The organism is Xanthobacter flavus (assembly GCF_017875275.1).
Lineage (GTDB): Bacteria > Pseudomonadota > Alphaproteobacteria > Rhizobiales > Xanthobacteraceae > Xanthobacter > Xanthobacter flavus_A.
Map to the genome: position 1 here is coordinate 1,509,979 of NZ_JAGGML010000001.1, position 25,689 is coordinate 1,535,667.

Sequence of the window (25,689 nt, forward strand, 5' to 3'; positions counted from 1 at the left end):
ACGGGCACCACATGACGGGCATCACAGCACTCGCGATCCACCTGCCGCGCCTGCGCCTCCAGCGCGCCGCCATGGCCGCCGCCATGGGCTGGCTCTGCCCCCGGGGCGAGGCCCGCGGCGCCCGCACTTTGGCCTATTGGGACGAAGACCCGATCACGATGGGCGTCGCCGCCGCCCGCGCCTGCCTGGCACAGGTTCCGCAGGCGCGCACCGCCATCCGCGCCCTCACCTTCGCCACCACCACCCCGGTGTTCGCCGAGCCGCAGCAGGCCGCCCTCGTCCATGCCGCCCTCCGCCTCCCCGAGGCGACCCGGACGCAGGATGTGGGAGGTACCATGAGGTGCGGGCTGCTCGCGCTGCATGGGGCGCTCGAATCCACCGACCCGGCATTGCTGATCGCCGCCGATATGCCTCTCAACAACCCGGGTGGAATGGCCGAAATGCGCTATTCGGATGGGGGTGTCAGCGCCCTCGTCGGCGGCGGGCCGGACCTCCTCACCTATCGCGGCGGTGCCAGCCTCTCCGCCCCTTTCATCGAGCGCTACCGCGTCCCCGACCGGCCGCTGGCGACCGACTGGGAGGAGCGCTGGGTGCGGGAAGAAGGCTTCCTCGACCTCGTGCCCCGCGCCATCACGGAAGCTCTTGCAAAAGCGCAGCTTTCTGCCGCCGACATCGACCATTTCGTCCTGCCCTGCGTCATCCCCGGCGCAGCCAAGGCGGTGGCGCAGGCGGCCGGCCTCTCCCGCGCAAAACTCGCGCAACCCCTTGATCTGGAATGCGGAGACACGGGCGCGGCCCATGCCCTCGTGATGCTGGCGCGAGTGATGGAAGACATGCACCCCGGCGAGCGGGTGCTGGTGGCCCAGTTCGGCCAGGGCGCCACCGCTCTGGTGCTGGAGGCGACCGACGCCATCACCACCTTCCCGGCCGCCGCCTCGGCCGCTCTGGCGGCTGGGGTCACCGAGGGCAACTATCTGAAACTCCCCATCTTTCGCGGCCTCATGCCGTGGGAGCGCGGCCTGCGCGGACGTTTCCCGGTCAACGAGGCGCTCACCACCGCCTACCGCAATTCCGAGGCCCTGCTGGGCTTCGTCGGCAGTCGCAGCCCCGAGACAGGGCAGGTGCAGTTTCCCCCCTCCCGCCTCGCCGTGGCGGAGGCTGGTTTGTTCGCGCAAACCCAGCAACCATGCCCCTTCGCGGACCTCGGCGGCACGGTGGCCACCGCCACCGCAGACCGCCTCGCCTTCTCCCGCAGCCCGCCCAATTGCTACGGCCTCATCGACATCCCCGGCGGCGCCCGCCTGATGATGGACTTCACCGACCCCGAAGCGGAGCGTCTCTCGCCCGGCGATGCGGTCAATTTCGTCTTTCGCATCAAGGATTTGGACGAGCGAACCGGGTACCGTCGCTATTTCTGGAAAGCGGTCGCGGCCCCCGCGCCGTCCGCCGCAGACTGACGAGAGGGCGAGAAAATGGCCAATGGAATCAAGGACAAGGTCGCCATCCTCGCCATGGGCTGCTCCCGCTTTGGCGAGCGCTGGGATGTGGGGCAGGAAGAGCTGATGGCGGAAGCGTATCTTGAGGCGCTCAGCCATGCCGGCATCACGCCCGAACAGATTGGCGCGGCTTGGTATTCTTCCCATTATGACGATATCGGCGCCGGCAAGGCCGGCACCCCGATGGCCCAGGCTCTGCGCCTTCCGAACATCGGCGTCACCCGTGTCGAAAACTTCTGCGCCGGCGGCACGGAAGCCTTTCGCGGTGCCGTCTATGCCGTGGCGTCGGGGGCGGTGGACATTGCACTGGCGGTGGGTGTCGAGAAGCTGAAGGACACCGGCTTTGCCGGCCTGCCCCCGGCCTCGCGCGGCACCTTCGCGCCCATGTATCTGCCAACACACACGAATCCGGGAAACTTCGCCCAGCTCGCGCGGGCCTATGGAACGCGGCACAACATCTCGCCGGGTGATCTCAAGCGGGCCATGGGGCACACCTCCATGAAGAGCCACGCCAATGCGGTCAGCAACAAAAACGCCCATCTGCGCAAGGCGATAACCGTCGAGCAGGCGGTGAATGCGCCCCTCGTGGCGGACCCGCTGGGCCTGTTCGATTGCTGCCCGGTGTCGGACGGCGCCGCCTGCGCCATCGTCACCACGCCGGAAATCGCCCAAAGCCTTGGAAAGACGCTGGTTCTGGTCAAGGCGATCCAGCTCGTCGCCTCCAATGGCTGGGAGGTGCAGAGCAGCGGCTGGAACGGCTCCTATGTCCACACGGCCCGCATCGCCGCGCGCCGGGCCTATGCCGAGGCGGGCATCGCCGAACCCCGCGCCCAGCTGAGCTTCACAGAGCTGCACGACTGCTTCTCCATCACCGAGCTGGTGACGCTGGAAGACATCGGCCTCGCCGACGAAGGCACCGCCTGGAAACGTATGCTGGACGGCGCTTTCGACGCAGACGGCACCCTGCCCTGCCAGGTGGATGGCGGCCTGAAATGCTTCGGCCATCCCGTCGGCGCCTCCGGACTGCGCATGCTCTACGAATGCTGGCTGCAACTGACGGGGCAGGCCGGCGAGCGCCAGCTCGGCAATCCCAGCCTCGCCCTCACCCACAATCTGGGCGGTGCGCCGGCGCAGAACGTCTGCTCCATCACCATTGTCGGTGCCGCCTGATCCGACCGTGGCGGCCCGCTGACTGCCCCGCCGCCCGGCACGCGCCGGCGGCGGGGTTTTTTACTTCTGGGCGAGAGGCTTAGGCCTTCTGCCAGTCTGCGAATGTCGTCCCCTCGGCGGCGAGCTGGGCGAGGAGCGGTGCGGGGTCGGAGCCGGTGCCGCCGGTGGCGTGGGCGGCTTCGACTTCGGCGAGGATGGCGGCGAGGCCGAGGGCGTCGGCGGCATGCATGGGGCCGCCCTTCAGGCGGGGGAAGCCGTAGCCGTTGACGAAGGCGAGGTCGATGTCGGACGGCCGCAGCGCGATGCCCTCTGCGAGGGCCTTGGCGCCTTCGTTCGCCATCACCGCCAGAAGCCGGAGCTGGATCTCTTCGGGGGTGAAGGATCGCGGCTGAATGCCTTTGGCGGCGCGGGCTTGCGCGATGATCTGCGTGACGGCTGGGTCGGGCGTGCGGTTGCCGTTTGCGTCGTAGGCGTACCAACCGGCCTGGGTCTTTCGGCCGAGACGCCCCGCTTCCACCAATTGATCGGCGATATCCACGTAGCGCTCGGCGGGGTCGCGCGTCGCCGCCCGGCGCTTCCTCATGGCGTAGGCGATGTCGAGGCCGGACATGTCCGACACCGCGAAGATGCCCATGGCGAAGCCGAAGGCCTCCAGCGCCGCATCCACCTGTTCGGGGCTGGCCCCGTCCTCCACCAGATATTCCGCGTGGCGCCGGTAGACCGCATAGATGCGGTTGCCGATGAAGCCGTCGCAATTGCCCGCCACCACCGGCTGCTTGCCCATCTTCTTTGCCAGCGCGAGGGCGGTCGCCAGCACATCCGGCGCGGTATGGGTGGCTTTCACCACCTCCAGCAGCTTCATGATGTTGGCCGGGGCGAAGAAGTGCAGGCCCACCACATCCTGCGGCCGGGCGGTGGCGGCGGCGATGGCATCGAGGTCGAGATAGGAGGTGTTGGTGGCGAGCACCGCGCCCGGCTTTGCCACCGCATCGAGGCGGAGGAAGATGTCGGTCTTGACGGCCATGTCCTCGAACGCGGCCTCGACGATGAGGTCGGCTTCGGACAGCGCCGCATAGTCGGATGCGGGCGCGAGGCGGGCGAGGCGCTCGGCCTTCTGCGCCTCGGTGATGCGGCTGCTCTTCACCTGCCGGGCGTAAAGCCCGTCGATGCGCGCGACGCCGGCCTGGGCGGCCTCGTCATCCCGCTCCACGAGGATCACCGGGTAACCTGCATCCAGCAGCGCCACGGCAATGCCCGCGCCCATGGTGCCGGCGCCGATGACGGCGGTCGAGGAGACCGGGCGTGCCTTCGCCCCCTCCAGCCCCGGCACCTTCACCGCCTCCCGCTCGGCGAGGAAGAGATGGCGCAGGGCTTTCGCTTCCGGGCTCTCGCGCAAGGCGAGGAACGCCGCGCGCTCGGCAGCGAGGCCGGCGGCGAAGTCGCCCGCCCGCGCGGCCTTGATGACGCGGATCGCCTCGGCGATGGCGGGCACGCCCTTGGCCCCCTTCAGCGCCTTGGCGGTCGCGGCCTCCTCCTCGCCAATATCGCCCGCCGGCACCGGCATCGCCGAGAGCCGGCGCTTCGCGACCGTCGGCGCGCGGGCGATGGCTTCGGCGAGGAGATCGCCCTCCACCACCGCATCCATGAGGCCCAGCGCCAGCGCCTCGCCGGCCTTCAGCACCCGCCCCTCGCACACCAGCGCGATGGCCTGCGCGACCCCCACCAGCCGCACCAGCCGCTGGGTCCCGCCGGCACCGGGGATGATGCCGAGCCTTGTCTCGGTGAGCCCGACCAGCGCCTTCGTCGAACCGAGCCTGAGATCGCAGGCCAGTGCGATCTCGCAGCCGCCGCCCAGCGCCGCGCCATCCAGCGCCGCGACCACGGGCTTGGTTGAGGCATCGATCGCGCCCACCACCTCGGGCAAAAACGGCTCATCCGGCGGCAGCGCCATCTCACGCAGGTCCGCCCCGGCGATGAAGCGTCCCGGACCGCCGCTCAGGACGATGGCGGAGACGGCGGGGTCGGCATTCAGCGCGCGCACCGCATCCAGCAGACCCTGACGCACGCCGCGAGACAGCGCGTTCACCGGAGCATGGTCGATGTGAATGACAGCAACAGGACCGTGACGGGTGATCGTGACGGGGGAAGCTCCCTCATGCGCGGGCACGCCGCGCGGAGGCACGGGCCGATGGTCGGTCATGGTTCGCTCCAGAGGGGGGGAGGCCAGATCAACCGCAGGGCGCGGCTGGAATTTATAGACTAATCGATCGATCTATTAATTCCAAGTCCAGGTCACGCGAGCGCTTTGGTCTCATTTACAGCTGTAGCGCCCCCCCGGATCATTGCCCGACGATGCCAGCTCTATCGACGGGCTGCTGAGCGCGCCCGTCACGGTGAAGCTGTGCCCGGCCGGCCCCTCGGGCGCGTTGAGCGGCCGGGGCGCCACGCGCAGGTCGATGCGATTGCGCACGAGGTCGACCGTCCCTCGGGCGAGCGCCTGCACATTCTCCGTATTCACGACGATGACCGGATTGGTGCGGCCGACACCCTTGTGGAACACCAGGGGCACCTTGGCACAGCGCATCACGCTCTCGCCCTTCTGGACCGACGAGGTGAAGATGCCCGCGATAATGCCGACACCGGCGAGATCAAGCAGGCCAGTGCCGATGCGGCCGCTGCCCACGCGGCCGGTGAGCGTGCCGGCGAGGGTGGCGAGAGGATCGGCGGCATCCATCCGCGCGGTGAGATTGAAGACGATCTGCAGGGTGCCGGACACCGAGATGGCCGAGCCGCGCCCAAGCACGGAGGACAGCGGCCAGCCCTGTCCCGACCCCTTGGCGCGCATGACGGAGCGGCCCTCGCTCGCCACGACGCCGGTGATCACGCCACCCCGGTAGCCGATGCGCATCGGGTCCACCCTCAGGCTGCCGTCTTTCACCGCGAGACGCGCCTGAACGCCGGTGGCGCTGTCGCCGCCGCCCTGGAGACGCGTGGCGGTAATGCTCACGTCCGCATCCGTGGTGCCGATCAAGGTCGAGCTGGCTGCCGCCATCCCGCTCGCGGGCGCCCACCACCCGCACGGTCTTGGGGCGCCGCTGGCCCGCCGGCCGAAGGAACGAGATGAGTTCGTCCGCATAGACCATCGGGGAGCTGATGGTGCCCTTCACCAACGAGCGTCCCCCGGGGGCGGCAAGGCTGGAGAGGGTTCCGTTGATGCGTGTGCGCCCGATGTCGGTGCGGCCCTCCATCGTCAGGGCGTCGGTGTTGCCGCTGAGGCGCCCCTCGAACCCCAGCTGCCCCCGGAAGTTGGATGCTTCCCCCAAAGCAGCTGCGAAGGCGGAATAGTTGGGCACCTTGAGGCGCGCATCCACCTGGGTGGTGGCCGCCACGCCGGGCTTGCCGAGCTCGTCCAGCACGAGAGCGAGATCGGCGGAGATCAGGTCGCTGCCGTCTATGCGGGCCGCGAAGGAATCCACCCCGAGGCCGTCCCCGGCGTCCGACAGGGACAGGCTGCCGACGATACGGCCGAGCCTGTCCTGGGCCTCAGCGGGCAAGGAAAGAACGCTGGCCACGGGAATGTCGATGCTGCCCGCCAGTTCGACGCCGGCAAGGCCGAGGACGTCATCCACATTGCCCTCAAGCTGGGCGATGGGCCGATCCGGGGGGCCGGCGCGCACAGATAGGCCCCGGAAGGCCACGTGACCTTCCGGGTCACGGGCGACCGAGCGCACGCGGATGGGGCCGATCTCGCGCAGGCTCTGGTCGAACGCATTGGTGGAGATGAGCGCCTCGTCCAGCATCATGCCTTCGGCACGGCTGTGGAAGGTGCCCGTCAGGCGGGTCACGACGATCTCGCGGAGGGAGACGGCGGGCGGCGCGTCCGTCTTGAGATCGGCGACCGCCTTCAGCTCGGCGCCGGCGAGGGTTTCGAGGTCGTCGGCCTGCCCTGTGACTGAAATCCTTTGGCCCTCGGCCAAATTGAGGACGAGATCCAGATCGTGAAAGCTGGCGTGGTCCGGCTCGACCTTGAGGCGCACGGCGATTTGGCCGGTCCCGTCAATGGTCGGCGCGATCCCGGCGAGGGTGAGCACCTTGGCGAGGCTGCCGGCATCGGCATGCAGCCGCATTGAAAGGCCGTGATCGAAGCGCTTGGTCGGCGCGCGCACATCGAGACGGGCCGAGAGGCCCCGGGCGTCGGCCTCGCCGGCGGTCGCGAGCGTGATCTGCGCGCCATAGGGGCGCTCCCGCTCCTCTTTCTCCACATCGATGTCGAAGGCAAATGCGAGGGTCAACGCCTGGCCGTTCAACGCCGCGTCGGCGACGAGCACGTTGCGCCCCGTCTCGATCGCGCTCTTCAGGTTCGACACCTTCAGTTCGAACAGCCAGCCGTTCATTGGATCGGTGAAGCGCATCACCGTGTCGCGGATCGAAAGGTGGGGCAGCAACGAGAGCACGTGGATGGGAGATGCCAGCAACGATCCGGGGCGGGCCTTCAGGCCGGCGTCGAACGGCAGGTCGAAATCGCCACCCCCGACCTCGAGGCCGTAGCGCAGGCGACCGGCGAGCAGTTGCGCATAGCGCGAAATGGAGACGGTGAGGCGGTCGATGCGCGCGTTGGCGCCATCGGCACCGCGGGCCTCCACGCCGTCCATGTCCACCGACACGCGAGGCCAAAGGCTAACGGCGACGGCTCCTGTCACTCGGACCGGCTCGCCCCAAAGCTGGGTCAGCCCCTCTTCCGCCAGCGCCCGGCGCGCGCCCTCCGCCTGCGGAAGGTTGACCGCGAGCACCAGCGCGAGGATCGCGACACACGCCAGCGCCAGCAGGACCGCGACTGCCCGCAGCGCAAAGCGAACCATTTGCTCCTCCAGCTTGCCCCTGGCCGCGACGCGACCGCCTCGCGCGAGCATACCTATCGCAGCACCAGCAGGCCAATTCTGCCGCGCGCGTCCCTCAGTCCGACGCAGGCCCCGCGCGGCGCACGTTGGCGATGGTCTGGCCGATGAGGCGTTCCAGCGTCTCCGCCACGATGCGGCCCACGCGCGTCAGCGGCTTGCGCCCGTCGATGGCGATGGACACCATCTGCGGCTCGGCGCCCTTGTCGCGCACGGGCCGGAACACCAGCGTGCCGGCAATCAGCTCCGGCGCCGCGTCCAGTTCGGAGGTGAACGCAACGTAGCCCTCCTCGCGGGCGAGGATCTTCACCAGTTGCAGCGAATTGGTCTCCAGCGTCTTGCGCTCCTGCGTGAACAGCCAGCCGTGCCGTGCCTCCAGATAGCGGCGGATCATCAAGGCGCGGCTTTGCAGCACAATGGGATGGGCCACCACCTCCTGCAGGCTGATGGAGCCGCGCCGCGCGAGCGGATGGTCCGGCGCGATCACGCAGCCGAACGGCAGCTCCGCCGACCACAACACATGGATGTCGCGCCGGGGCGACAGGTTGAAGATCGCGGCGATGTCCGCATCCCCGGCCGTCAGGGCGGCGACGGCGGCATCCGTGCTCGCCACCTCCACGTCCAACGAGATGCGCGGATGGCGGACGTCGAGATCGGCGATGAGGGCGGGCAGGATGCCGTTGACGTGGCTGTCCATGGCCATCACCCGCACATGGCCCTGATCCACCCCCTGAAGCTGGCGCAGCTCGGCGGCGGTGCGCCGCTCGTCCGCCATCCATCGGCGGGCGAGGGTGACGAGGGCATCCCCGGCGGGAGTGAGGCGCATGCCCTTTGCCACCCGCTCGAACAGGGGGACGCCCAGCGTCTCCTCCAGTTGCAGCACCTGCCGGTTGATGGCCGAGGCGGCGACGTTGAGATCCTTCGCGGCGCGCTGGATCGAGCCGGAGCGGGCCACCTGCTCGGCATAGCGCAGGGCGGCGGGAACGAGGGATGCCGGCACCACTGCCTCCATACGCAATCTGCGTATGGAAAAGTATCAAATCTGCGATGGACGGCAATGGCTCGCACGGCGACACTCCTGATGTCGCGGGCGATGGGGCGTCCCGATCAGACTGCACCCTTGAGGCTTCAAACATGAGCCAGTCCGCCGGACACGCGCTGACGCTGAGGGGGATTTCCCACGCGTTCGGGCAGGTGGTGGCCGCGAACGCCGTCGATCTCGACATCCGCCCCGGGGAACTCGTCTCGCTGCTTGGCCCCTCGGGCTGCGGCAAGACCACCCTCCTCAAGATCATCGCCGGCTTCCTGCGCCAGACCTCCGGCGACGTGCTGGTGGACGGTGCCTCCATCTCCCATCTGCCCACCAACCGGCGGCGCATCGGCATCGTGTTCCAGAACTATGCCCTGTTCCCGCACATGAGCGTGGCGCAGAACATCGCCTACGGCCCCATCGCCGCCGGCCGGCCCAAGGCGGAGACGGACTCGGTCGTCACCGAGATGCTGGACGTGGTGCAGATGGCCGCGTTCCGCGACCGGCTACCGCGCGAGCTTTCCGGCGGCCAGCAGCAGCGCGTGGCCCTCGCCCGCTGCCTCGCCATCCGCCCGCGCATCCTGCTGCTGGATGAGCCGTTCAGCGCCCTCGACAAGAATCTGCGCCTGGACATGCAGATCGAGATCAAGCGGCTCCAGCGCCAGTCGGGCATCACCACGGTGATGGTGACCCACGATCAGGAGGAGGCGCTCAGCATGTCCGACCGGATCGCCGTACTCTCCCGCGGCAACCTCGAGCAGTTCGCCCCGCCGGCCGACATCTACGACCGGCCGGCCTCCCTCTTCGTGAACACCTTCGTCGGCACCGCCAACCTGCTCAGGGCCACAGTGGCCGGCACGTCCGCCAACGGAACTGCCGTACGCCTCGTGGACAGCATCGTCATCGAGACCGGGCGCGAGACATCGCTGCCCGTTGGCGCCCCCGTCCTCGTCGCGGTGCGCCCCGAGGGCCTTCGCGTGAGCGCCGCAGGCGGCGTGGACGCCATCGCCGCCGAGATCACCGCCGTCATGCCCATCGGCCCCGCGCTCATCTACGAGGCGCGGCTCATGGACGGCTCGTCGGTGAAGGTGGTGCAGGAGCGCGAGGCCAATGCCCCGCTCGAAGGCGCCGTCTTCCTCGAGTTCAAGCCCAACCGCATCACCGGACTGTTCCCGGACCCGTCTGGCGACACCCACAAGAAGGGGAATTGAGCATGACGTTCGAAATGTCCCGGCGAGGGTTCCTCGCCTCCGCCGCCGCTGCCGCTGCCGGCCTCGCGCTCTCCCCGCGCGGTGCGTTCGCAGCGGACGAACTGGTGGCTGCCACCTTCGGCGGCACCTGGGCCAATGTGCAGAAGCAGATCCTCCCGCCCTATTTCGTCAAGCGCACCGGGGCGAGCGTGGTGCAGTCGCCCATGCTGGCGACCGAGCAGATCGCCAAGCTGACCGCCGCCAAGGGCAACCAGCCGCCGTTCGACGTCGCCATGCTGGACGAAGGCCCGGCGCTGGAAGCCATCGATGCCGGCCTCATCGCCAAATACGATCCGGCCAAGTCGCCGAACTTCGCAGCGCTGAACCCGAAGTTCCAGGGCACGTTCGGCCCGGCCATCACCATGCAGGCCATCGGCATTGCCTACAATCCGAAGACGGTGAAGACCCCGCCCACCTCCTGGGAGGACCTCTGGAAGCCGGAATACAAGGGCCGGGTGGGCATCACCTCGCTGGCCTCCACCCTCGGCCTCGCCTTCCTGCTCGACATCAACCGGCTGGCCGGGGGAACCGAGGCGAACATGGAGCCGGGCTTCAAGAAGCTGAAGACGCTGCTGCCGAACCTCGCCGCCGTCTCCGCCAATTTCGGCGCCCACGGGGCGTTGTTCCAGCAGGGCGAGATCGACATCGGCGTGCAGAACTTCAATTTCGCCGAGGAGCTGAAGGCCAAGGGCGTGCCCATCGAGTTCGTCCGCGTCGATACCGGCACCCCGGCCTGGAAGACCACCATGCACATCGTCGCCGGCGCGCTGAAGCCGGAGCTGGCCTATGCCTATGTGGACAGCCAGATCTCGCCCGAGGTGCAGAGCGAGATGCAGAAGTCGCCCTGGAACGTGATCCCCACCTCCAGCAAGGTGCCCTACGCCGGGCTGGTGGCGGAGAAGATCGCCAAGACCCCCACCGACCTCGACAAGATGGTGTTCTTCGACTGGGCCAAGGTGAACCAGAACCGCGCCGCCTGGACCCAGCAGTTCAACCGCGACATCCGGGCGTGACCATGGCGGGCGCCCATCACTCCAAACCAAGAGACTGGGCGCTCGCGCTGCCGCTTGCGGCCTTCTTCGCGCTGTTCTTCGTCGCGCCGCTCGGCCTGCTCGTCGCCATCAGCTTCGAGACCGAGCGGCAGATGACCGGCACGCTGGGCCTTGCCCAATACGCCGCCTTCCTCACCGACGGCCTCAACCTCGCCGTGCTGCGCGACACCCTGCTGGTGGGCGCGAAGGCGACCCTTCTGTGCCTCCTGTTCGGCTATCCACTGGCCTGGCTCTCGACACGGGTCGCCGCCCGCTGGCAGGCCGTGCTGATCTTCCTCGTGGTGCTGCCCATCGTTACCAGCGTGGTGGTGCGCACCTTCGCGTGGATCGTCATCCTCGGCCGGCACGGCATCGTCAACGAGGCGATCCTCGCGCTCGGCCTCTCGGCGCAACCGCTCAAGCTTTTGTTCAGCGAGACCGGCGTCGTCATCGTGCTGGCGCAGGTGCAGATGCCGCTCATGGTGTTGCCGCTCATCACCACGCTCCAGCGCATCGATCCCAATCTCGAGAGCGCCTCGCAGGCGCTGGGCGCGGGGGCGTGGCGCACCTTCTTCAAGGTCACGCTGCCGCTCTCCCTTCCCGGCATCATCGCCGGCACCATCCTCACCTACACGGCGAGCGTGACGGCCTTCGTCACCCAGTCGCTCATCGGCGGTTCCCGGCTGCTCTACATGCCCATGATGATCTTCCAGCAGGCCATGGATTTGCAGAACTGGCCCTTCGCCGCCGCCGTCTCGGTCATCTTCATGATTTCCGTGCTGCTCATCGTCGCCATGCTGGTGGCGCTCTCGCGCAGCCGCGCGGCCCGGCTCTACGGCTAGGAGGACGCCATGCTCCGCGACTGGCAGACCCTCTCCTTCAACACCGTGTTCGGCCTCCTTTCCCTCATCTCCGTCATCGTACTGGCGGGGCCGACGCTGGTCATCCTCATCCTCTCCTTCACCGGGGAGGAGGCGCTGCACTTCCCGCCCGCCAGCTATTCGCTGCGCTGGTATGCGGCGCTGATCGACGCCAACGAATTGCAGGCCGCCCTGTGGGTGAGCCTGAAGGTGGCGGTCATCAGCGTCACCGCCTGCGTGGTGCTGGGGGTCGCCGCCGCACTCGGCATCGCTCGCAGCGAGGGCGCGGTGGCGCGGGGGCTGGAGACGCTGTTCCTGTCGCCGCTGATCCTGCCGGCGCTGGCCTTCGGCTTCGCGGCGCTGATGCTGTTCTCGATCCTGGGGATGCGGCCCTCGACGCTGACGCTCGCCATCGGCCATATCGTGGTGTGCGTGCCCTTCGTGCTGCGCACCACGCTCGCCAGCCTCGCCCAGCTCGATCCGGCCCTGCTCGACGCCTCGCGCAGCCTCGGCGCCTCGCGCGTGCATACGTTCCGGACGGTGACGCTGCCGCTCATCAGCCCCGGCGTCGCCTCGGGCGCCTTCATCGCCTTCATGGCCTCGTTCGACAACGTGCCGGTGTCGCTGTTCCTCCAGGATGCCCGCACGCAGGTGCTGCCCATCTATCTCTGGGACATCATCCAGAACCAGCTCGACAGCCGGGCCGCCTCCGCCTGCGGCGTCATCATCATCGCCACCGTGCTGATGATGGTGCTGATGGAGCGCGTCGCCGGCTTCTCACGCTTCATGAAATGACCGGGAGACGGGATGTGCAGAACGACCTCCTGCGCCTCGACGCGCTGAATGCCATGACCGCCACCGACTTCTCGGCGGCCCTCGGCCCGGTGTTCGAGAATGCCCCGTGGGTGGCGCGCAACGCCGCCGCCGCGCGCCCCTTCGCCACCCTCACCGCCCTGCACAAGGCGATGCTCGCCGGCATCGAGGCGCTGCCCGCGCCGGCCCTTGCGGATTTCCTCAACGGCCATCCCCGCCTCTCCCCCGAGACGCTCCGGCGCGGCACCACGGCGGAATCCACCGCCGAGCAGACCGCCCTCGGGCTAGATGCGCTCGACGCCGAGATCAGCGCCCGGCTGGACCGGCTCAACGCCGCCTATGAGGCGCGCTTCGGCTATCCCTTCATCCTGGCGGTGCGCAAGGCCTCGCTGGAAACCCTGTTCGCCACCTTCGAGCGGCGCCTCGCGGCGAGCCCGGAGACGGAGCGTACGGAGGCGCTGGCGGAGGTCGCGGCCATCTCCTGGATGCGGCTGCTCGACCGCGTGCGCGCCGCGCCCACGGGCAGCGTCTCCACCCACGTGCTCGACACCGTGCGCGCGGCACCGGCCGGCGGGCTGGGCGTGGAGCTGTGGCGGCGGGAGAGCGATGGCGGCATGACGCGCCTCACCTCCTTCGTCACCAACGATGACGGCGCCTGCGACCACCATCTCCTCGGCAACGGCGACCTTGCCGCCGGCACCTATGAGTGGCGCTACGACACGCCCACCTATTTCGCCCGCCACGGCTATTCCACCACCGCCCGCGCCTATCTCGGCAAGGTGCGCGTGGCCTTCACCGTGTGGAATCCGGAGGAGCATTTCCACGTCCCGCTCCTGCTTTCGCCGGGCGCCTACACCACCTATCGCGGGAGCTGAGGACGATCTGGCGCGCAATGTGCTTCTGGGCGGGCAATGTCGATTTTTGTCGCATGTCCAACGACCCACCCGACAGGAGCGTATTTTGCCGGCATTGCAGGAAACCCGCACCAGCGTGACACTGGCCCCCGCCAAGCCCACCGGGCTCGCCGACCTCGGCGTGCTGCCCGCCGACGGCCTCGCGGTGAAGAAGGGGCGCGTGCATGAATTCCCGCAATTGCTGGCGGACGGCAGCATCGGCCGGCGCTTCCAGGACCTGAAGGTCATCGCCATCAGGACGGAGGAGGCGGGCGCCCCGCTGGTGCGGCTCGTCGTGCAGTTCGAGGTGTTCGGCGACAACACCGCCGCAGCTGAAGCCGGCCCCGGCTTCGAGGCGGTGCTGAAGGCGAGCGACACGCCGCTCGCCACCTTCACCTCCGGCAGCCTGTTCCTGCCCTTCGGCAATTTCTGGTACGCGAACCGCTTCGCCTTCGCGGTGCCTGTGGCGGATTTCGACGCAGCGGACACGCTGGAGTTCGTCGCCAAAGCGGAAGAGGTGCGGGCGATCTGAGCGGCCGGACTTCGCCATGAGCCTCAAGCAATGACCGACCACAGCGTCCCCTACCCCTTCGTCCGGCGCGTGTCCCACCGCCTGCTCGGCGACATGCTGCGCATGACGCTGAGCGAGGCGCTGCACTATGACCTGACGCTGGAGGAGGGGCGCACCCTGTCGCGCGCCTTCACCGCCGTCGCCCACGACTGGCGGCGCACGGATTTCCTCTATCTCAGCCCCGTGGGCATGGACGGCGACTTCTCCGCCAACGTCCATGCGGAGGGCGTCGATGTGGACACCGGTGGCGACGCACGCCACCGGCTGAGCTGGGACGACGTGCGCGAACTCGCCGAGCGGTTGGCGGTGGAATAGGGGCGCGTCTCGATGAGCCTCATCCGGCGCACGCCGGATCGCAGACCGGCAACCCGAGATGCACTCCGAAGCCCTACTGACCCGACAGCGTCACGCCGGGCCATGGGGAAAAAGCCGTGGGGAGCAGGATGCGGTTTTCCATGGTCCGGATCATGGGGCGTATCTTGACGAGGCACGCCTGCCAGGCGGGCTGGGCCGCAAGTTTTTCCCGGCGCTTGCGGCGCTCCTCCAGGTCCGCATAGGCCCAGAAGTGGATGAGCTGGTTCTGCGTGCCGATCTCGGTCGTGAAGTAGCCGAGGAAGCCGCCGAGGATCTCCCGCTGCACCGGCAGGCCCTCGCTGGTGTAGATCGCCATATAGTCGGCGATGTTCACCTCGGTGTGGAGCACATACATCCGCTCTTCGACGATCATCGCCGCACGCCTTCCTGTTCGCCTGCGCCAGAGGATTCGTCCACGATGGTGTTGGCGAGAATGCCGATACCTTCGATCTCGATCTCGATGAGATCGCCGGCCTGCATGAAACGCGGTGGCGTGCGGGCGAAGCCGACGCCGGCGGGTGTGCCGGTGGCGATCACATCGCCGGGATCGAGCGTCATGACGGCGGAGAGGATTTCGATGAGGTCCGGCACCGGGAAGATCATGTCGCAGGTGGAACCATCCTGCAGCGTCTCGCCATTGAGGCGCGCGGCTATGCGCAGGTTGCCGACGCCTGAGGGCAGCGCCTCCTGGGTCACCAGTTCGGGACCGATGGAGCCGGACTTGTCGAAGTTCTTGCCCATGGTCCACTGGGTGGACTTCCGCTGGAAGTCGCGCAGCGAACCATCGTTGAAGCACGAGTAGCCGGCGACGAAATCCAGCGCCTCGGCCGCGCGGGCATGCCGGGCGGTGCGCCCGATGACCACTGCCAGCTCGGCTTCGTAGTCGAAGCGGTCCGAGGCCATGGGCCGCAAGAGAGGCTGGCCGTGGCCGACCAGCGAGGTGGCGGTGCGCAGGAAGACCGCCGGATAGGTCGGAATGGGGTGGCCACCTTCGCGCGCATGGTCCGCATAATTGAGGCCGATGCAGATGATCTTGCCGGTCAGCGGCACGGGCGGCAGCAGGTTCACCTGCGTCTGCGCGACAGCCTCAGCCTCGGGAAGGGGTGTCCCGTCGCGAAGCCCGGCGAGGAGGGCGGCGAAGGATCCTCCCGCCAGCCCGGCGAAAGGTGCCACATGGCTTCCACGGCGCGCTCCGAACTGGATGCGCCCCTGATGTTCGAAACGGACGATGCGCATGATGCTCTTTCGCACGGGCCCGGAGCCGGACGCCGGTCCAGCCCCGAACGTGGACCCAGGGATTACTTCAGTTCCTGGCCGGCGAGATCGCCGTCGAGGAACTTGTTCGGGCGCAGGAACATGGAGATGACGAGCGCGCCGTTGGGGGAGCGTGCCACATGCTGGTTGCCCGCCGGGCGCCACACGTAGTTGCCGGACAGCGCCTCGCCCTCGGCATCCACGATGCTGCCTTCGAGCACGTAGGTCTGCTCGATCTCCACATGCTCGTGGCGCGGCAACACGGTGCCGGGCTCCCAGCGGAAGAGCGCGGTCATGAGCCCCGTCTCCTCGTCGAGGAGGAGGATCTTCATGTCGATACCCTTGGTGGGCGTGGGCTTCCACGGCAGGCTCGCCACATCCACATAGCGCGAGTCCGTCGGCCCGAGCTTGTCCTCGCCGGCGAGGCCGGGGGTGATTGCAACCATGATCTGCTCCTGAAAATCGATGCGGGACCGAGAGTGTGCGGGGGCAAGTTGCCGGGAGCCCGCAGCCTCCCGGCTTCGCTGAAGGAAAAGCCCGCCCGCTCAGTTCTGCTTCACCAGGGCGCAGCCGCCGGCCTCAAGCGGCTTGAAGGCCTGCTCGGCGGGCGTTTCGCCGATCTTGGCGTAGAGATCCCACGGACCCTTGGATTCGTCCGGGCTCTTCACCTTGAACAGGTACATGGGGTGAATCTTGCGGCCATCCGCCCGGACGTAGCCCTTACCGAAGGCGAGGTCGTCGGTGGGCAGCTCCTTCATCTTGGCAACAATGGTGCGGCCGTCCGCGTCGCTGTTGAGGGCCTGGAGCGCCTTGAGATAGTGGAGCACGCCGGAGTAGACGCCCGCCTGGAAGGAGGTGGGCATGGCACCGTTCATTTTCTCCGAGAACTTCTTGGCGAAGGCGCGTGTCTGGTCATTGAGATCCCAGTAGAACGGCTCGCTGAGATAGAGCCCCTGCCCGCTCGTGAGGCCGAGCGACTTGATATCCGTCAGGTAGACCGCCAGCGCCGCAAGCTTCTGCTTGCCCTGGGTTATGCCGAATTCCGCCGACTGCTTCATGGAATTGGTGAAATCGGCGCCCGAATTGGCAAAGCCGATCACCTTGGCGCCGGAAGCCTGGGCCTGCAGCAGGAAGGAGGAGAGGTCCGACGAGCCGAGCGGATGGCGGACGGAGCCGACCACGGTGCCGCCGGCATTCTTCACGATCTGTCCCGCCTCGCGCTCCATGTCATGGCCGAACGCATAGTCCACCGTCACGAAATACCAGCTGCTGCCGCCGGACTTCAGCACTTCCGTCGCCGTGCTCTTGGCGAGGGCGTAATTGTCGAGCGTCCAGTGGACATGGTTGGGCGTGCACGAATCGCCGGTCAGCCGGTTGCTGTTGGAAGTGGCGATGACGGCCACCTTGTTCTTTTCCTTCACCAGCTGGACGAGCGCCAGGGAGATGGAGGAATTGGGGATGTCGGCGATCATGTCGACGCCGTCCACGTCCAGCCACTTGCGCGCGATGTTGAGGCCGATGTCCGGCTTGTTCTGGTGGTCGCCGACGATGATCTCGATGGGCGTGTTGCCAATCTTGCCGCCGATCTGCTCCACCGCGATCTTGGCCGCCGCGACGGAGCCGGGGCCGGCCATGTCGGCGTAAATGCCGTTCTGGTCGTTCAGCACGCCGATGCGGATCACGCCATCGCTGAACTGCGCCCGCGCGGCGGATGTCGCCGCGAGCGAGAAACCGCCCACCGCCAGGGCAACGGCGGCGCGGGCCAACATGCGCTTCATCTGTGTCTCCTCCCCTTGATCGGACGCCGAAGCGTCCAACGCGCGCCTGCTTCGCAGGTCGTTTCCGCATCTGATAGCGAATAGCTAAAAATCTCATTTTGTGAGACTAGTGTCAACCGCGACGCGCATCAGTGCATGTGCATGCCGCCATTCACATCCACCGACGCGCCGGTGACGTAGCCGGCCAGGTCCGAGGCCAGGAACAGGCACGCGCCGGCCACGTCGTCCGGCGTGCCGAGCCGGGCGAGCGGAATGGTGGAGATGACACTCGCGCCGCGCTCGCCCTCATAGGCGCCCGCGGTTATGCCGGTGAGAATGACGCCCGGATTGACGGCATTCACACGGATTCCGGCCGGGCCGAACTCGCGCGCCATGGACTTCACCAGCGCCAGCACACCGCCCTTCGAGGCGGCATAGTGCGGCCCGCCCATGAGCCCGCCGCCGCGCTGCGCGGCGATGGAGGCGATGCAGACGATGGAGCCGCCCGGCCCCATGTGCGCCAGCGCCTGCTGGGACATGTGGAGCGTGCCGCGCAGGTTCACGTCCATGACGAGGTCGTAGTCGTCGCGGGAGATGTCGCGCGTCCGGCGGGCCTGCACCACGCCGGCGTTGTTCACGAGCACGTCGAGCCGCCCCCAGCGGGCCACCACCTCGGCGATGGCGGCGGCGCAGGCGGCCTCGTCGCGCACGTCGGCGATCACCGCCATGGCGTCAGGTCCCAGCTCGTGCTCCAACTGCTGTGCCGATCTGGGCGAGCGATCGAGCAGTGCCACCCGCGCCCCCTCCCGTGCGAAGCGGCGCGCCACCCCATAGCCGATCCCCTGCGGGCTGCCCGCGCCCGTGACGATGGCCACCCTGCCGTCCAGCAACATGATGTTTTCCCTGATTGAAAGGCGCCGCGGCCCTCAGCCCATGTAGGCGCCGCCGTTCACGTCCAGAATGGCGCCGCACACGAAGCTCGCGCCAGGGGAGCAGAGAAAGGCGATCGGCCAGGCAATCTCCTCGGGCCGGCCGAATCGCGGCACGGGCATGGCCTCCAGCGCCCTGGGATCGGCAGTTGCCACCATGCGCGTGAGGGTGGATCCGGGCGCCACCGCGTTCACCAGCACCTCCGGCGCCGCACGCCGCGCCAGCCATCGCACGAAGGTGTGGATCGCGCCCTTGGAGGCCGCATAGCTCACGGGAGAATGAGCGTAGGTGCCGCCGGTGTGGGCCGCCACCGAGCCCAAAAGCACGATGCGGCCGTTGCCGCGCGCCTTCATGGCCGGAACGAGCGCGCGGGCAAAATGCGCCGGCCCAGCCACATTCACCGCCATCACCTCGTGGAAGAGGTCGTCCCAATCGTCGGCGAGCCACTGCTCCTGCGGAAAGATGCCGGCGTTCAGCACGGCGGCGTCGAGTGCGCCCACGGATGCGCAGAGCGCCTCAACGGCAGCGCGGTTGCGCACGTCGCAGGCCGCGTAGCTGTGGGCCTGACCATGATCGCGAGGCAGGTCTTCGGCGAGGCCGGGAGCGGGCGCGACGTCGGTCAGCACCATTTCGGCGCCAAGACGCGCACACAGCTGCGCCGTCGCCTGACCGATGCCGCCGGCAGCGCCGGTGAGCAGGATGCGCATGCCGGAGAGGTCGTAGGGGGCACGGGCCTTCACTGGCGGCCCCCGCCCGACCGGACAGGGGCTGCGATGGCCCGAAGCGCGACGTCTTCCGGATCGGACACGACAGTTCCTCGTATTAAATTATTCTCGTATTATGAGATTATTTCTTGATCTTGAGCCATGTCAATGTCTCATGGCATTGTGTCGCCTCGATTTACAGAGGCTTGGCTTCTCCTGACGTTCCCGCGCGAACATTGCCGCCGGGGGAGCGGAAACGGAGTTGAAACTGCTCGCAAATTTCAATCCGCGGGCTTGGCCCTATAATGCGGTGACGGTTGGTGCGCCGCGGGTGCATGAAACTGGGCGCATGAAACCGAAGGGACGCAGCCATGAGCAGTCTCGACAAGATGCTGAAGGTTCTCGACCTTTTCGGCGAGGACCGCATGAGCATCCAGCTCGAGGACGTCCAGGCGGCCGGCGCCTCCCGCGCCACCGCCTATCGCTATATCCAGTCGCTGTGCGATTCGGGGCTGCTCGCCCCGACCACGGGCGGCAGCTACGTGCTCGGCCCGCGCATCATTGAGCTCGACCGCCTCGTGCGCCGCGCCGACCCGCTGCTGACCCGCGCCGGCGCCCCCATGCGGGACGTGAGCGCGCGCCTCGGCATCAATGTGATGCTGTGCAGCTATTACGGCGACAAGGTCATGTGCGCGGATATCGTCTGGCCAGAGCGCTCAGTGCCGGAATATTACGAGCGCGGCCGGCCCATGCCCATGTTCCGCGGCGCCATGGCGAAGACCATCCTTGCCCATCTGACCCCCTACCAGCTGCGCAACATCATGCTGTGGCACGGCGAATTGGTGCGGGAGGCGGGGCTCGGCGAGAACTGGGAGCAGTTCCGCTCCAATATGTCCCGCCTGCGCCGCGACGGATATTGCGTCACGCGGGGCGAGGTGATCCCGGATCTCGTGGGCATCGGCGCGCCGGTGTTCGATGCGGAGAAGCGCATCCTCGGCAGCGTGGTGTTCGCGGTGCGTGAGGCGCGTTTCGAGAGCGACGGCAAGGAAGACCTGGTGGGCGAGATCAAGGATCTGGCCGCCCGCATCACCAGTGCCATCGCCGGAGAGGCCGGAGACCGGCCGGCGCAGCGGGCGGCGCGCCCCCGCAGGATCCGTACCCCGTCCCCCGAGGATGCCTCGCCCGTCGACTGAGGAGGGGGCGGCGCCCCCGCGAACGCTGCCCGCCCCCTCAACCCGCGATCTTGCAGGCCGGGCTCGCCGCGACCGTGGCCGTATCGGCCGGGACCGACATCTTCACCACCGGGCGCAGCTTGCCCTCGAACACCTCCACGACGCCGAAGAAGTTCGGCCCGACCAACTGGTTGTCCTCGCGGCGCATCTGCTGATCGCCCAGAATGGTCGCGTAGGTGCGGCCCGGCAGGGCCTTGGCGATGTCCGCCGCCTTCACGCTGCCGGCAGCCTTCACCGCCTGGAACAGCACCTGCATGGCGATGTAGGTTTCGCCCTCGAAATTGGTCGGCGCGGTGCCGGGATACACCTTCTCCCACGCCGCCACGAAGGCGGTGTTGGCCGGATTGTCGAGGGTGGACGAGTAGTTGATGATGCCGGCGATGCCCTTCGCTGCGTCGCCGATGGAGGCGACGGTGTTGTCGGTCACGAAGCTCACCCCGGCCACGGTGGCGCTGTCGAGCAGGCCAGCCTGCTTGGCCTGCATGGCGAAGTTCACCGCATCGCGGCCGGCCAGAGCCACCCACACGCCCTTGGCGCCGGAATCCTTGATCTTCTGGATGTAGGTCGCGAAATCATTGGTGCCGAGGGCAGAGAAATTCTCCAGCACCACCTTCTTGCCCTGCGCCGCCGCGGCCTTGCCGAAGCTCGCGGCCACATCCCGGCCCCAGGCGATGTCGGCGGCCATCACCGCCCAGGTCTCCTCACCCCGCCCCTTCAGCCACGGCGCCATGGTGGCAGCGTCGGAGCTGTCGGGACGGTTGACGCGAAACAGGCGCGGCACGCAGGCCTCGCCCGTGATCTTGTCGCTCTTGTTGGTGGTCGCGATGTAGAGCGCGTCCCAGCGCGCCAGCAGGGGCGCGATGGCGAGGGCCTCGCCGGAGGCGATGGCGCCGATGAGCACCTTGTTGCCCTGGAGCGCCAGCTTTTCCGCCTGGCGCCGGGCGAGATCGGGCTTGGCCTCGGTGTCGAGATATTCCACCTCCACCTTGTGGCCGTCGACGCCGCCCGCCGCATTGGCCTCGGCGGCGGCGAAGGCAATGGCGCGCTTCACCTGGCTGCCGAGGTCGGCATAGGTGCCGGTCAGCGCGGTCGGCACGCCGATCCGCAGCGGCTCCTGCGCCATCGCCGCCACCGGCAGCAACATGGCGGCGGCGAGCACGCCGCCCAAACGCATCGTCCATCCCATTGGCAGTCCCACCCTTTTTTTACGCCTTCAGACGGCGACGTGTTGCTTGAGCTTTTCGGTCGTCAGCTGGGCCAACGGTCCGCTGTCCACGATCATGCCCTTGGCCATGATGTGGTACCTTTCCACCACGCGCCGGATGAGGCTGATGTGCTGCTCGATGAGGAGCAGGCTGGTGCCCTCGTCGGCGAGGCGCACGAAGACCTCCGCCAGTTCATCCACGATCACCGGCGCCAGCCCCTCGGAGGGCTCGTCCAGCACAAGGAGATCGGGATTGGCCATCAGCGCACGGCCAATGGCGAGCATCTGCTGCTGGCCGCCGCTTAGGGCCGTGCCGGGGCTGTGCTGACGTTCCTTCAGCACCGGGAACAGGTCGAACACCCGCGCCAGCGTCCAGGGACCGGGCCGTGCGACGGCGGCGCCGAGCAGAAGGTTCTCCCGCACGCTCAGCGCGGGGATGATGCGCCTGCCCTGCGGCACCACGGAGATTCCGGCCCGGGCGGCGCTGTAGTGGCGGATGCGCGGCGCCGGCTGCCCGGCCATCACCACCGCCCCTCGGCCCACCTGGGCGATGCCCTGCAGGGCGTTGACCACCGTGGTCTTGCCGACGCCGTTGCGTCCGAGCAGCCCCACGCGCTCGCCCTTGCCGATGGCGATGCTGACGCCCCTCAACACCTGGGCGCGACCATAGAAGGCGTCCACCGCCTCGAAGCCGAGCAAGGTCATGCGGCAGTCCCCAGATAGGCGGAGATGACCCGCGGATCGGACCGGATTTCATCCGGCGTGCCTTCTGCGAGCAGGCGGCCGAGGTGGAGCACGGTGATGCGGTCGCAGATGCCGAACACCACCTCCATGTCGTGCTCGACCAGCAGCACCGTCACCTGCCAACGCCGGGCGAGATGCTTCAGCAGGCCGGCCATGGAGAGGGATTCCTCAACCGTGAGGCCGGCCGCCGGCTCGTCGAGCAGCAGCACCTGCGGGCGGCCCACCAGCGCCAAAGCGAGATCCAGCCGGCGCCGATCGCCATAGGAAATGTCGGCGGCGGGACGGTGGGCGATCTCGGCGAGGCCCAGCGCCACCAGCACCTCCTCGCCGTTGTCGAGCGTTGCGCAGCGACCGGCGAGGCGGATCTGCTCTCCGACGGTGAGGTCGAGGAAGACGTTGGTCTTCTGGAACGACCGGGCGAGGCCGGCGCGCTGGCGGGCGCGGGGCGCCAGCGCGCTGATGTCCCGCCCCCCCAGCAACACCATTCCACTGCGCGTGGCGGCACGGCCGGTGAGCACGTCCATGAGCGTGGACTTGCCCGCCCCGTTCGGGCCGATGATGCCCCGCACCTCGCCGCGCGCCACCGTGAGGTCGACGCCGTCCAGCGCGCGGAACCCGCCGTAGGTGCGGGAGAGAGCACGCCCCTCGATGGCCGGCACACTCATGCCGCCCTCCCGGAGAAAAGCCGCGCGAGCAGCCCGCTGAGGCCGACCGGCGCGAACAGGGTGACCACGATGAGGGTGACGCCGATCACCGCCGGCCAATGCTCGGTGGCGTCGCCCACGATTTCCTTGAAGAAGAAGAACACCACCGCGCCGAGCGCCGGCCCCCACACGGCCCGGGTGCCGCCGATGACGGCCATCACAAGGGCCGAGCCGGAGAGGGTCCAGTGCATCATGTCGGGGGAGATGAAGGCGTTGTAGAAAGTCGCCAGCACCCCCGCGAGGCCCGCCACGCCCGCCGACAGCGCATAGACGGCGGCGCGCGGCACCACGGTCTCGTAGCCGATGAAGCGCGCGCGCTCCTCATTGGAGCGGATGGCCAGCGTCAGCAGGCCATAGGGCGAGCGGGTGAACAGCCACAGGCCGAGAAGAACCGCCGCGAGCAGCCCCCAGCAGATCAGGAACATGGAGCGCGGCTCCTGCAGCAGGGCCACGTCGAGCCCGAAGATCCGCACCGGGAAGGTGATGGACATGCCGTCGTCGCCGTTGGCCAGCGTCCGCACCTTCAGCACGACCTCGTAGAAGGTCTGCGCGCAGGCGAGGCTGAGCATGGAGAAGGCGACGCCGGGAATGCGCGTGATGACGAGGCCGAGCAGGAAGGCGAGCAGCGCCGGCACGACCAGTGCCAGCAGCACCGCCACCTCCGGCGGCAGCAGCCCGTGCGCCATCGGCACGCCGAGCACATAGCCGCCGAGGCCGAAGAACAGGGCATGGCCGAAGCTGACCATGCCGTTCTGCCGCACCAGGAAGCCGACGCCGGTCGCCAGGATGGCGCCGATGACGGCCTGGACCAGCAGCGACAGGAGAAGCGGCGACGCGCCGGCGAAGGGCAGCAGGCACCCGGCAGCCACCACGATGGCGGCGACGAGGCCGCCCGGTACGCGCGCACCGCGCACGGGGGCGGCGGTTGCGAGGGTGGTGGGGGTCGTCATGCCGCCCTCCCCGTGAGGCCGAGGGGACGCCACAAGAGGATGAGCATCCTCAGCAGGAAGGGGATCATCGTGGCGAAGGACGGGATGAAGACGATGCCGAGGTTCTGGAGCTGGCCGATCACGAGGGCCGCCACGAACGCGCCGGAGAAGCTGCCGAAGCCGCCCACCACCACCACGATGAAGCTCTCGATGAGGATGGACCCGCCCATGGCCGGCGAGAGGGCGAGGAGGGGACCTGCGATGATGCCGGCGAGCCCCGCGAAGCCCGCGCCCAGCGCGACCACGGCGGCGCTGACGCGCTCGGTGTCAACGCCCTGCGTGCCCGTGGTCAGGGGATCGGAGGCGAAGGCCCGCACATAGAGGCCGATGCGGCTGCGCTTGAGCCACAGTGTGAGCCCCGCCCCCATGCCCGCCGCGACCAGGATCACGAACAGGCGGTAGACCGGGAAATCCTCGCCGGCGATGCGCACCGTGCCGCTCAGCAGGTCCGGCATGGCGATGGTCAGCGTGTCCTTGCCCCAGACCGTGCGCACCAGATCCTCCAGCACCAGCAGGAGGCCGAAAGTCACGAGCAGGGTGACGATGGGATCCTGGTCCTGCAGTGGGCGGAACACCGCGCGGTCGAGGAGCAGGCCGAGCGCTGCGAGCACCAGCGTCGCCACCACAACGCCAGCCCAGAATCCGGCCACGGCGGTGGCGGCGTAGCCCACATAGGCCCCCAGCATGAAGAGGCTGCCGTGGGCGAAATTCACCACCTGCCGGAGCCCGAAAATGAGCACGAGCCCGATGGCGACCAGATAGAGCAGGCCCCCGTAGACGAAGCCATTGAGGATATGGATGATCAACAGACCCCTCCTGTGGGCGGGCGGCTGCGGTCTGGCGGCGAGGCGGTGTCCCTACCGCCAGGTGGCGGGCCCTGACCGCTCCCTGGCGGTAGGGATGCGGTCGGCTGGATCAGGAGATGGAGAGGCCGCTATCCACGGGCAGCACATGCCCGGTGGTCCGGCCGGAAGCCTCGGACGCGAGGAACAGCGCCGCCTGCGCCACATGCAGCGGCTCGACCATGCCCAGCAGGTGGGCGGCGGTGAGGCGCTGGGTGGTCTCAAGCTGCTCCAGTTGCGCCACCACGCGGGGCGTGCGGGTGACCCCCGGCGCGACCGCGTTCACGCGGATGTTGTGGGGCGCGAACTCCACCGCCATGGAGCGGGTGAGCGCGGCGACGGCCCCCTTGGCTGCGGTGTAGGCATCCTTGCCCGGCCACCCCATGAGGGCCACCACCGAGGCCGCGTTCACCACCGCCCCGCCACCGGCCTTGATAAGCTCGGGAATGCCGAAGCGGCTGACGAGCCAGGTGCCGTGCAGATCGAGCGTCATGGCCCGCCAGAATTCGTCGTCCGGCGCGCGGGTGACATCGCTGTCCCGGGTCGTGGAGCCGCCGGCATTGTTGTAGATCACCTCCAACCGGCCATAGTGCGCGACGCCGGCCGCCACCGCCGCCTCGACGCCGGCCGCGTCGGTCACGTCGGTCCGCACAAAGAGAGCTTCGCCGCCCTGGGCCTGGATGCGCTCGGCTGTTTCCCGGCCCGCCTCCTCGTTGATCTCGGCCACGACGATGCGGGCGCCGTTGCGGGCGAACAGCTCCGCCGCACAGCGGCCGATCCCGATGCCGGCCCCCGTGATGAGGGCGACCTTTCCTTGCAGCATCCCGTTTCCTCCCCCGTCCCGGTTCTGCGACCCTGTCGAGTCCGGAGATCGTTGAGCGACGATTAATCTCGTATTATGCGATTTTTAGTTTATTCTAAAATCTGTGGCAAGGGCTTTCCGGTGGCCCCTCTTGGGCTAGACGT

The 25,689-nt window shown here is 68.3% G+C and carries 28 protein-coding genes; 13 read left to right on the forward strand and 15 right to left on the reverse strand.

All coding sequences use genetic code 11. The features are described from left to right. Positions 1-11: 11 nt before the first annotated feature. Positions 12-1,457, forward strand: a complete 1,446-nt coding sequence (locus J2126_RS07350) for a 3-oxoacyl-[acyl-carrier-protein] synthase III C-terminal domain-containing protein (protein WP_209485293.1) — start codon at positions 12-14, stop codon at positions 1,455-1,457. A gap of 15 nt (positions 1,458-1,472) precedes the next feature. Continuing rightward, a complete protein-coding gene (locus tag J2126_RS07355; RefSeq protein ID WP_209485295.1) occupies positions 1,473-2,666 on the forward strand; it encodes an acetyl-CoA acetyltransferase in 1,194 nt (397 codons plus the stop codon). Between the two features lie 79 nt (positions 2,667-2,745). Here the strand turns inward: J2126_RS07355 and J2126_RS07360 are convergent, their stop codons facing one another. Together J2126_RS07360 and J2126_RS07365 are read right to left on the reverse strand one after the other, a co-directional pair. Beyond that, positions 2,746-4,866, reverse strand: a complete 2,121-nt coding sequence (locus tag J2126_RS07360; protein ID WP_209485298.1) for a 3-hydroxyacyl-CoA dehydrogenase NAD-binding domain-containing protein — start codon at positions 4,864-4,866, stop codon at positions 2,746-2,748. Positions 4,867-4,977: 111 nt separating this feature from the next. Then, positions 4,978-5,802: an AsmA-like C-terminal region-containing protein gene (locus J2126_RS07365; RefSeq protein WP_348634255.1), complete on the reverse strand. Its 825-nt coding sequence runs from the start codon at positions 5,800-5,802 to the stop codon at positions 4,978-4,980. Positions 5,803-6,364: 562 nt separating this feature from the next. On the opposite strand from J2126_RS07365, the gene J2126_RS25750 reads away from it, so the two are divergent. From J2126_RS25750 to J2126_RS25760, 3 genes are read left to right on the forward strand one after another with little or no spacing between them, the layout of a single operon-like run. Next, positions 6,365-6,622 carry a hypothetical protein gene (locus J2126_RS25750; RefSeq protein WP_348634256.1) on the forward strand — a complete coding sequence of 86 codons (258 nt, stop codon included), beginning with the start codon at positions 6,365-6,367 and terminating at the stop codon, positions 6,620-6,622. A 6-nt stretch (positions 6,623-6,628) separates the two neighbouring features. Beyond that, positions 6,629-6,796, forward strand: a complete 168-nt coding sequence (locus tag J2126_RS25755) for a hypothetical protein (RefSeq protein ID WP_348634257.1) — start codon at positions 6,629-6,631, stop codon at positions 6,794-6,796. A 6-nt stretch (positions 6,797-6,802) separates the two neighbouring features. Further along, entirely contained in the window at positions 6,803-7,672 is an 870-nt protein-coding gene (locus tag J2126_RS25760) for a hypothetical protein (RefSeq protein WP_348634258.1), read from the forward strand. Here J2126_RS25760 and J2126_RS07370 read toward each other — a convergent pair. Continuing rightward, positions 7,620-8,561 (reverse strand): LysR family transcriptional regulator, encoded by a 942-nt coding sequence (locus tag J2126_RS07370; RefSeq protein ID WP_209485302.1) that lies wholly within the window; start codon positions 8,559-8,561, stop codon positions 7,620-7,622. The genes J2126_RS25760 and J2126_RS07370 overlap by 53 nt on opposite strands. 134 nt (positions 8,562-8,695) lie before the next feature. Between J2126_RS07370 and J2126_RS07375 the strand changes: the two genes are divergently transcribed. The 7 genes from J2126_RS07375 to J2126_RS07405 all read left to right on the forward strand — a co-directional run bounded on the left by J2126_RS07375 (position 8,696) and on the right by J2126_RS07405 (position 14,324). Continuing rightward, positions 8,696-9,802, forward strand: coding sequence for an ABC transporter ATP-binding protein (locus J2126_RS07375; RefSeq protein ID WP_245327240.1), 1,107 nt, complete (start codon positions 8,696-8,698; stop codon positions 9,800-9,802). Positions 9,803-9,804: 2 nt separating this feature from the next. Then, on the forward strand, positions 9,805-10,854 hold the full coding sequence (locus tag J2126_RS07380; RefSeq protein ID WP_209485306.1) for an ABC transporter substrate-binding protein: 1,050 nt from the start codon (positions 9,805-9,807) through the stop codon (positions 10,852-10,854). Between the two features lie 2 nt (positions 10,855-10,856). After that, entirely contained in the window at positions 10,857-11,714 is an 858-nt protein-coding gene (locus tag J2126_RS07385; protein WP_209485308.1) for an ABC transporter permease, read from the forward strand. Positions 11,715-11,723: 9 nt separating this feature from the next. Continuing rightward, on the forward strand, positions 11,724-12,527 hold the full coding sequence (locus J2126_RS07390) for an ABC transporter permease (RefSeq protein ID WP_209485310.1): 804 nt from the start codon (positions 11,724-11,726) through the stop codon (positions 12,525-12,527). A 14-nt stretch (positions 12,528-12,541) separates the two neighbouring features. After that, complete coding sequence (gene uraD, locus J2126_RS07395) at positions 12,542-13,420, forward strand: 2-oxo-4-hydroxy-4-carboxy-5-ureidoimidazoline decarboxylase (RefSeq protein WP_209485312.1); 879 nt, start codon at positions 12,542-12,544, stop codon at positions 13,418-13,420. 115 nt (positions 13,421-13,535) lie between these two features. After that, positions 13,536-13,970, forward strand: a complete 435-nt coding sequence (locus tag J2126_RS07400) for a hypothetical protein (RefSeq protein WP_348634259.1) — start codon at positions 13,536-13,538, stop codon at positions 13,968-13,970. A gap of 30 nt (positions 13,971-14,000) precedes the next feature. Then, entirely contained in the window at positions 14,001-14,324 is a 324-nt protein-coding gene (locus J2126_RS07405) for a hypothetical protein (protein WP_209485316.1), read from the forward strand. 73 nt (positions 14,325-14,397) lie between these two features. Here J2126_RS07405 and J2126_RS07410 read toward each other — a convergent pair whose 3' ends face one another. The 6 genes from J2126_RS07410 to J2126_RS07435 all read right to left on the reverse strand — a co-directional run bounded on the left by J2126_RS07410 (position 14,398) and on the right by J2126_RS07435 (position 19,044). Next, the gene (locus J2126_RS07410; RefSeq protein WP_209485318.1) at positions 14,398-14,736 is read right to left on the reverse strand and encodes an NIPSNAP family protein; all 339 of its coding nucleotides are present in this window, start codon (positions 14,734-14,736) and stop codon (positions 14,398-14,400) included. Continuing rightward, positions 14,733-15,599 carry a fumarylacetoacetate hydrolase family protein gene (locus J2126_RS07415; RefSeq protein ID WP_209485320.1) on the reverse strand — a complete coding sequence of 289 codons (867 nt, stop codon included), beginning with the start codon at positions 15,597-15,599 and terminating at the stop codon, positions 14,733-14,735. The genes J2126_RS07410 and J2126_RS07415 overlap by 4 nt, the downstream gene beginning before the upstream one ends. Before the next feature lie 62 nt (positions 15,600-15,661). Further along, positions 15,662-16,063 carry a cupin domain-containing protein gene (locus J2126_RS07420; RefSeq protein ID WP_209485322.1) on the reverse strand — a complete coding sequence of 134 codons (402 nt, stop codon included), beginning with the start codon at positions 16,061-16,063 and terminating at the stop codon, positions 15,662-15,664. A 99-nt stretch (positions 16,064-16,162) separates the two neighbouring features. Next, positions 16,163-17,395, reverse strand: a complete 1,233-nt coding sequence (locus J2126_RS07425) for an ABC transporter substrate-binding protein (RefSeq protein ID WP_209485323.1) — start codon at positions 17,393-17,395, stop codon at positions 16,163-16,165. A 128-nt stretch (positions 17,396-17,523) separates the two neighbouring features. Continuing rightward, positions 17,524-18,267 (reverse strand): SDR family NAD(P)-dependent oxidoreductase, encoded by a 744-nt coding sequence (locus J2126_RS07430; RefSeq protein ID WP_209485325.1) that lies wholly within the window; start codon positions 18,265-18,267, stop codon positions 17,524-17,526. 33 nt (positions 18,268-18,300) lie between these two features. Further along, positions 18,301-19,044 carry an SDR family NAD(P)-dependent oxidoreductase gene (locus tag J2126_RS07435; protein ID WP_209485327.1) on the reverse strand — a complete coding sequence of 248 codons (744 nt, stop codon included), beginning with the start codon at positions 19,042-19,044 and terminating at the stop codon, positions 18,301-18,303. Positions 19,045-19,379: 335 nt separating this feature from the next. Here J2126_RS07435 and J2126_RS07440 point away from each other — a divergent pair, with 335 nt between their 5' ends. Further along, the gene (locus J2126_RS07440; RefSeq protein WP_209485329.1) at positions 19,380-20,201 is read left to right on the forward strand and encodes an IclR family transcriptional regulator; all 822 of its coding nucleotides are present in this window, start codon (positions 19,380-19,382) and stop codon (positions 20,199-20,201) included. 37 nt (positions 20,202-20,238) lie between these two features. Here J2126_RS07440 and J2126_RS07445 read toward each other — a convergent pair whose 3' ends face one another. From J2126_RS07445 to J2126_RS07470, 6 genes are all read right to left on the reverse strand, one after another. Then, positions 20,239-21,414: an ABC transporter substrate-binding protein gene (locus tag J2126_RS07445; RefSeq protein WP_209485332.1), complete on the reverse strand. Its 1,176-nt coding sequence runs from the start codon at positions 21,412-21,414 to the stop codon at positions 20,239-20,241. A gap of 39 nt (positions 21,415-21,453) precedes the next feature. Beyond that, positions 21,454-22,149: an ABC transporter ATP-binding protein gene (locus J2126_RS07450; protein ID WP_209485334.1), complete on the reverse strand. Its 696-nt coding sequence runs from the start codon at positions 22,147-22,149 to the stop codon at positions 21,454-21,456. Then, a complete protein-coding gene (locus J2126_RS07455; RefSeq protein ID WP_209485336.1) occupies positions 22,146-22,853 on the reverse strand; it encodes an ABC transporter ATP-binding protein in 708 nt (235 codons plus the stop codon). The genes J2126_RS07450 and J2126_RS07455 overlap by 4 nt, the downstream gene beginning before the upstream one ends. Continuing rightward, positions 22,850-23,842 (reverse strand): branched-chain amino acid ABC transporter permease, encoded by a 993-nt coding sequence (locus J2126_RS07460; RefSeq protein ID WP_209485338.1) that lies wholly within the window; start codon positions 23,840-23,842, stop codon positions 22,850-22,852. The genes J2126_RS07455 and J2126_RS07460 overlap by 4 nt, the downstream gene beginning before the upstream one ends. Then, positions 23,839-24,687, reverse strand: coding sequence for a branched-chain amino acid ABC transporter permease (locus tag J2126_RS07465; RefSeq protein ID WP_209485340.1), 849 nt, complete (start codon positions 24,685-24,687; stop codon positions 23,839-23,841). Before J2126_RS07465 ends, J2126_RS07460 begins: the two co-directional genes overlap by 4 nt. Positions 24,688-24,796: 109 nt before the next feature. Next, entirely contained in the window at positions 24,797-25,546 is a 750-nt protein-coding gene (locus J2126_RS07470; protein ID WP_209485342.1) for an SDR family NAD(P)-dependent oxidoreductase, read from the reverse strand. Positions 25,547-25,689: the final 143 nt, after the last annotated feature.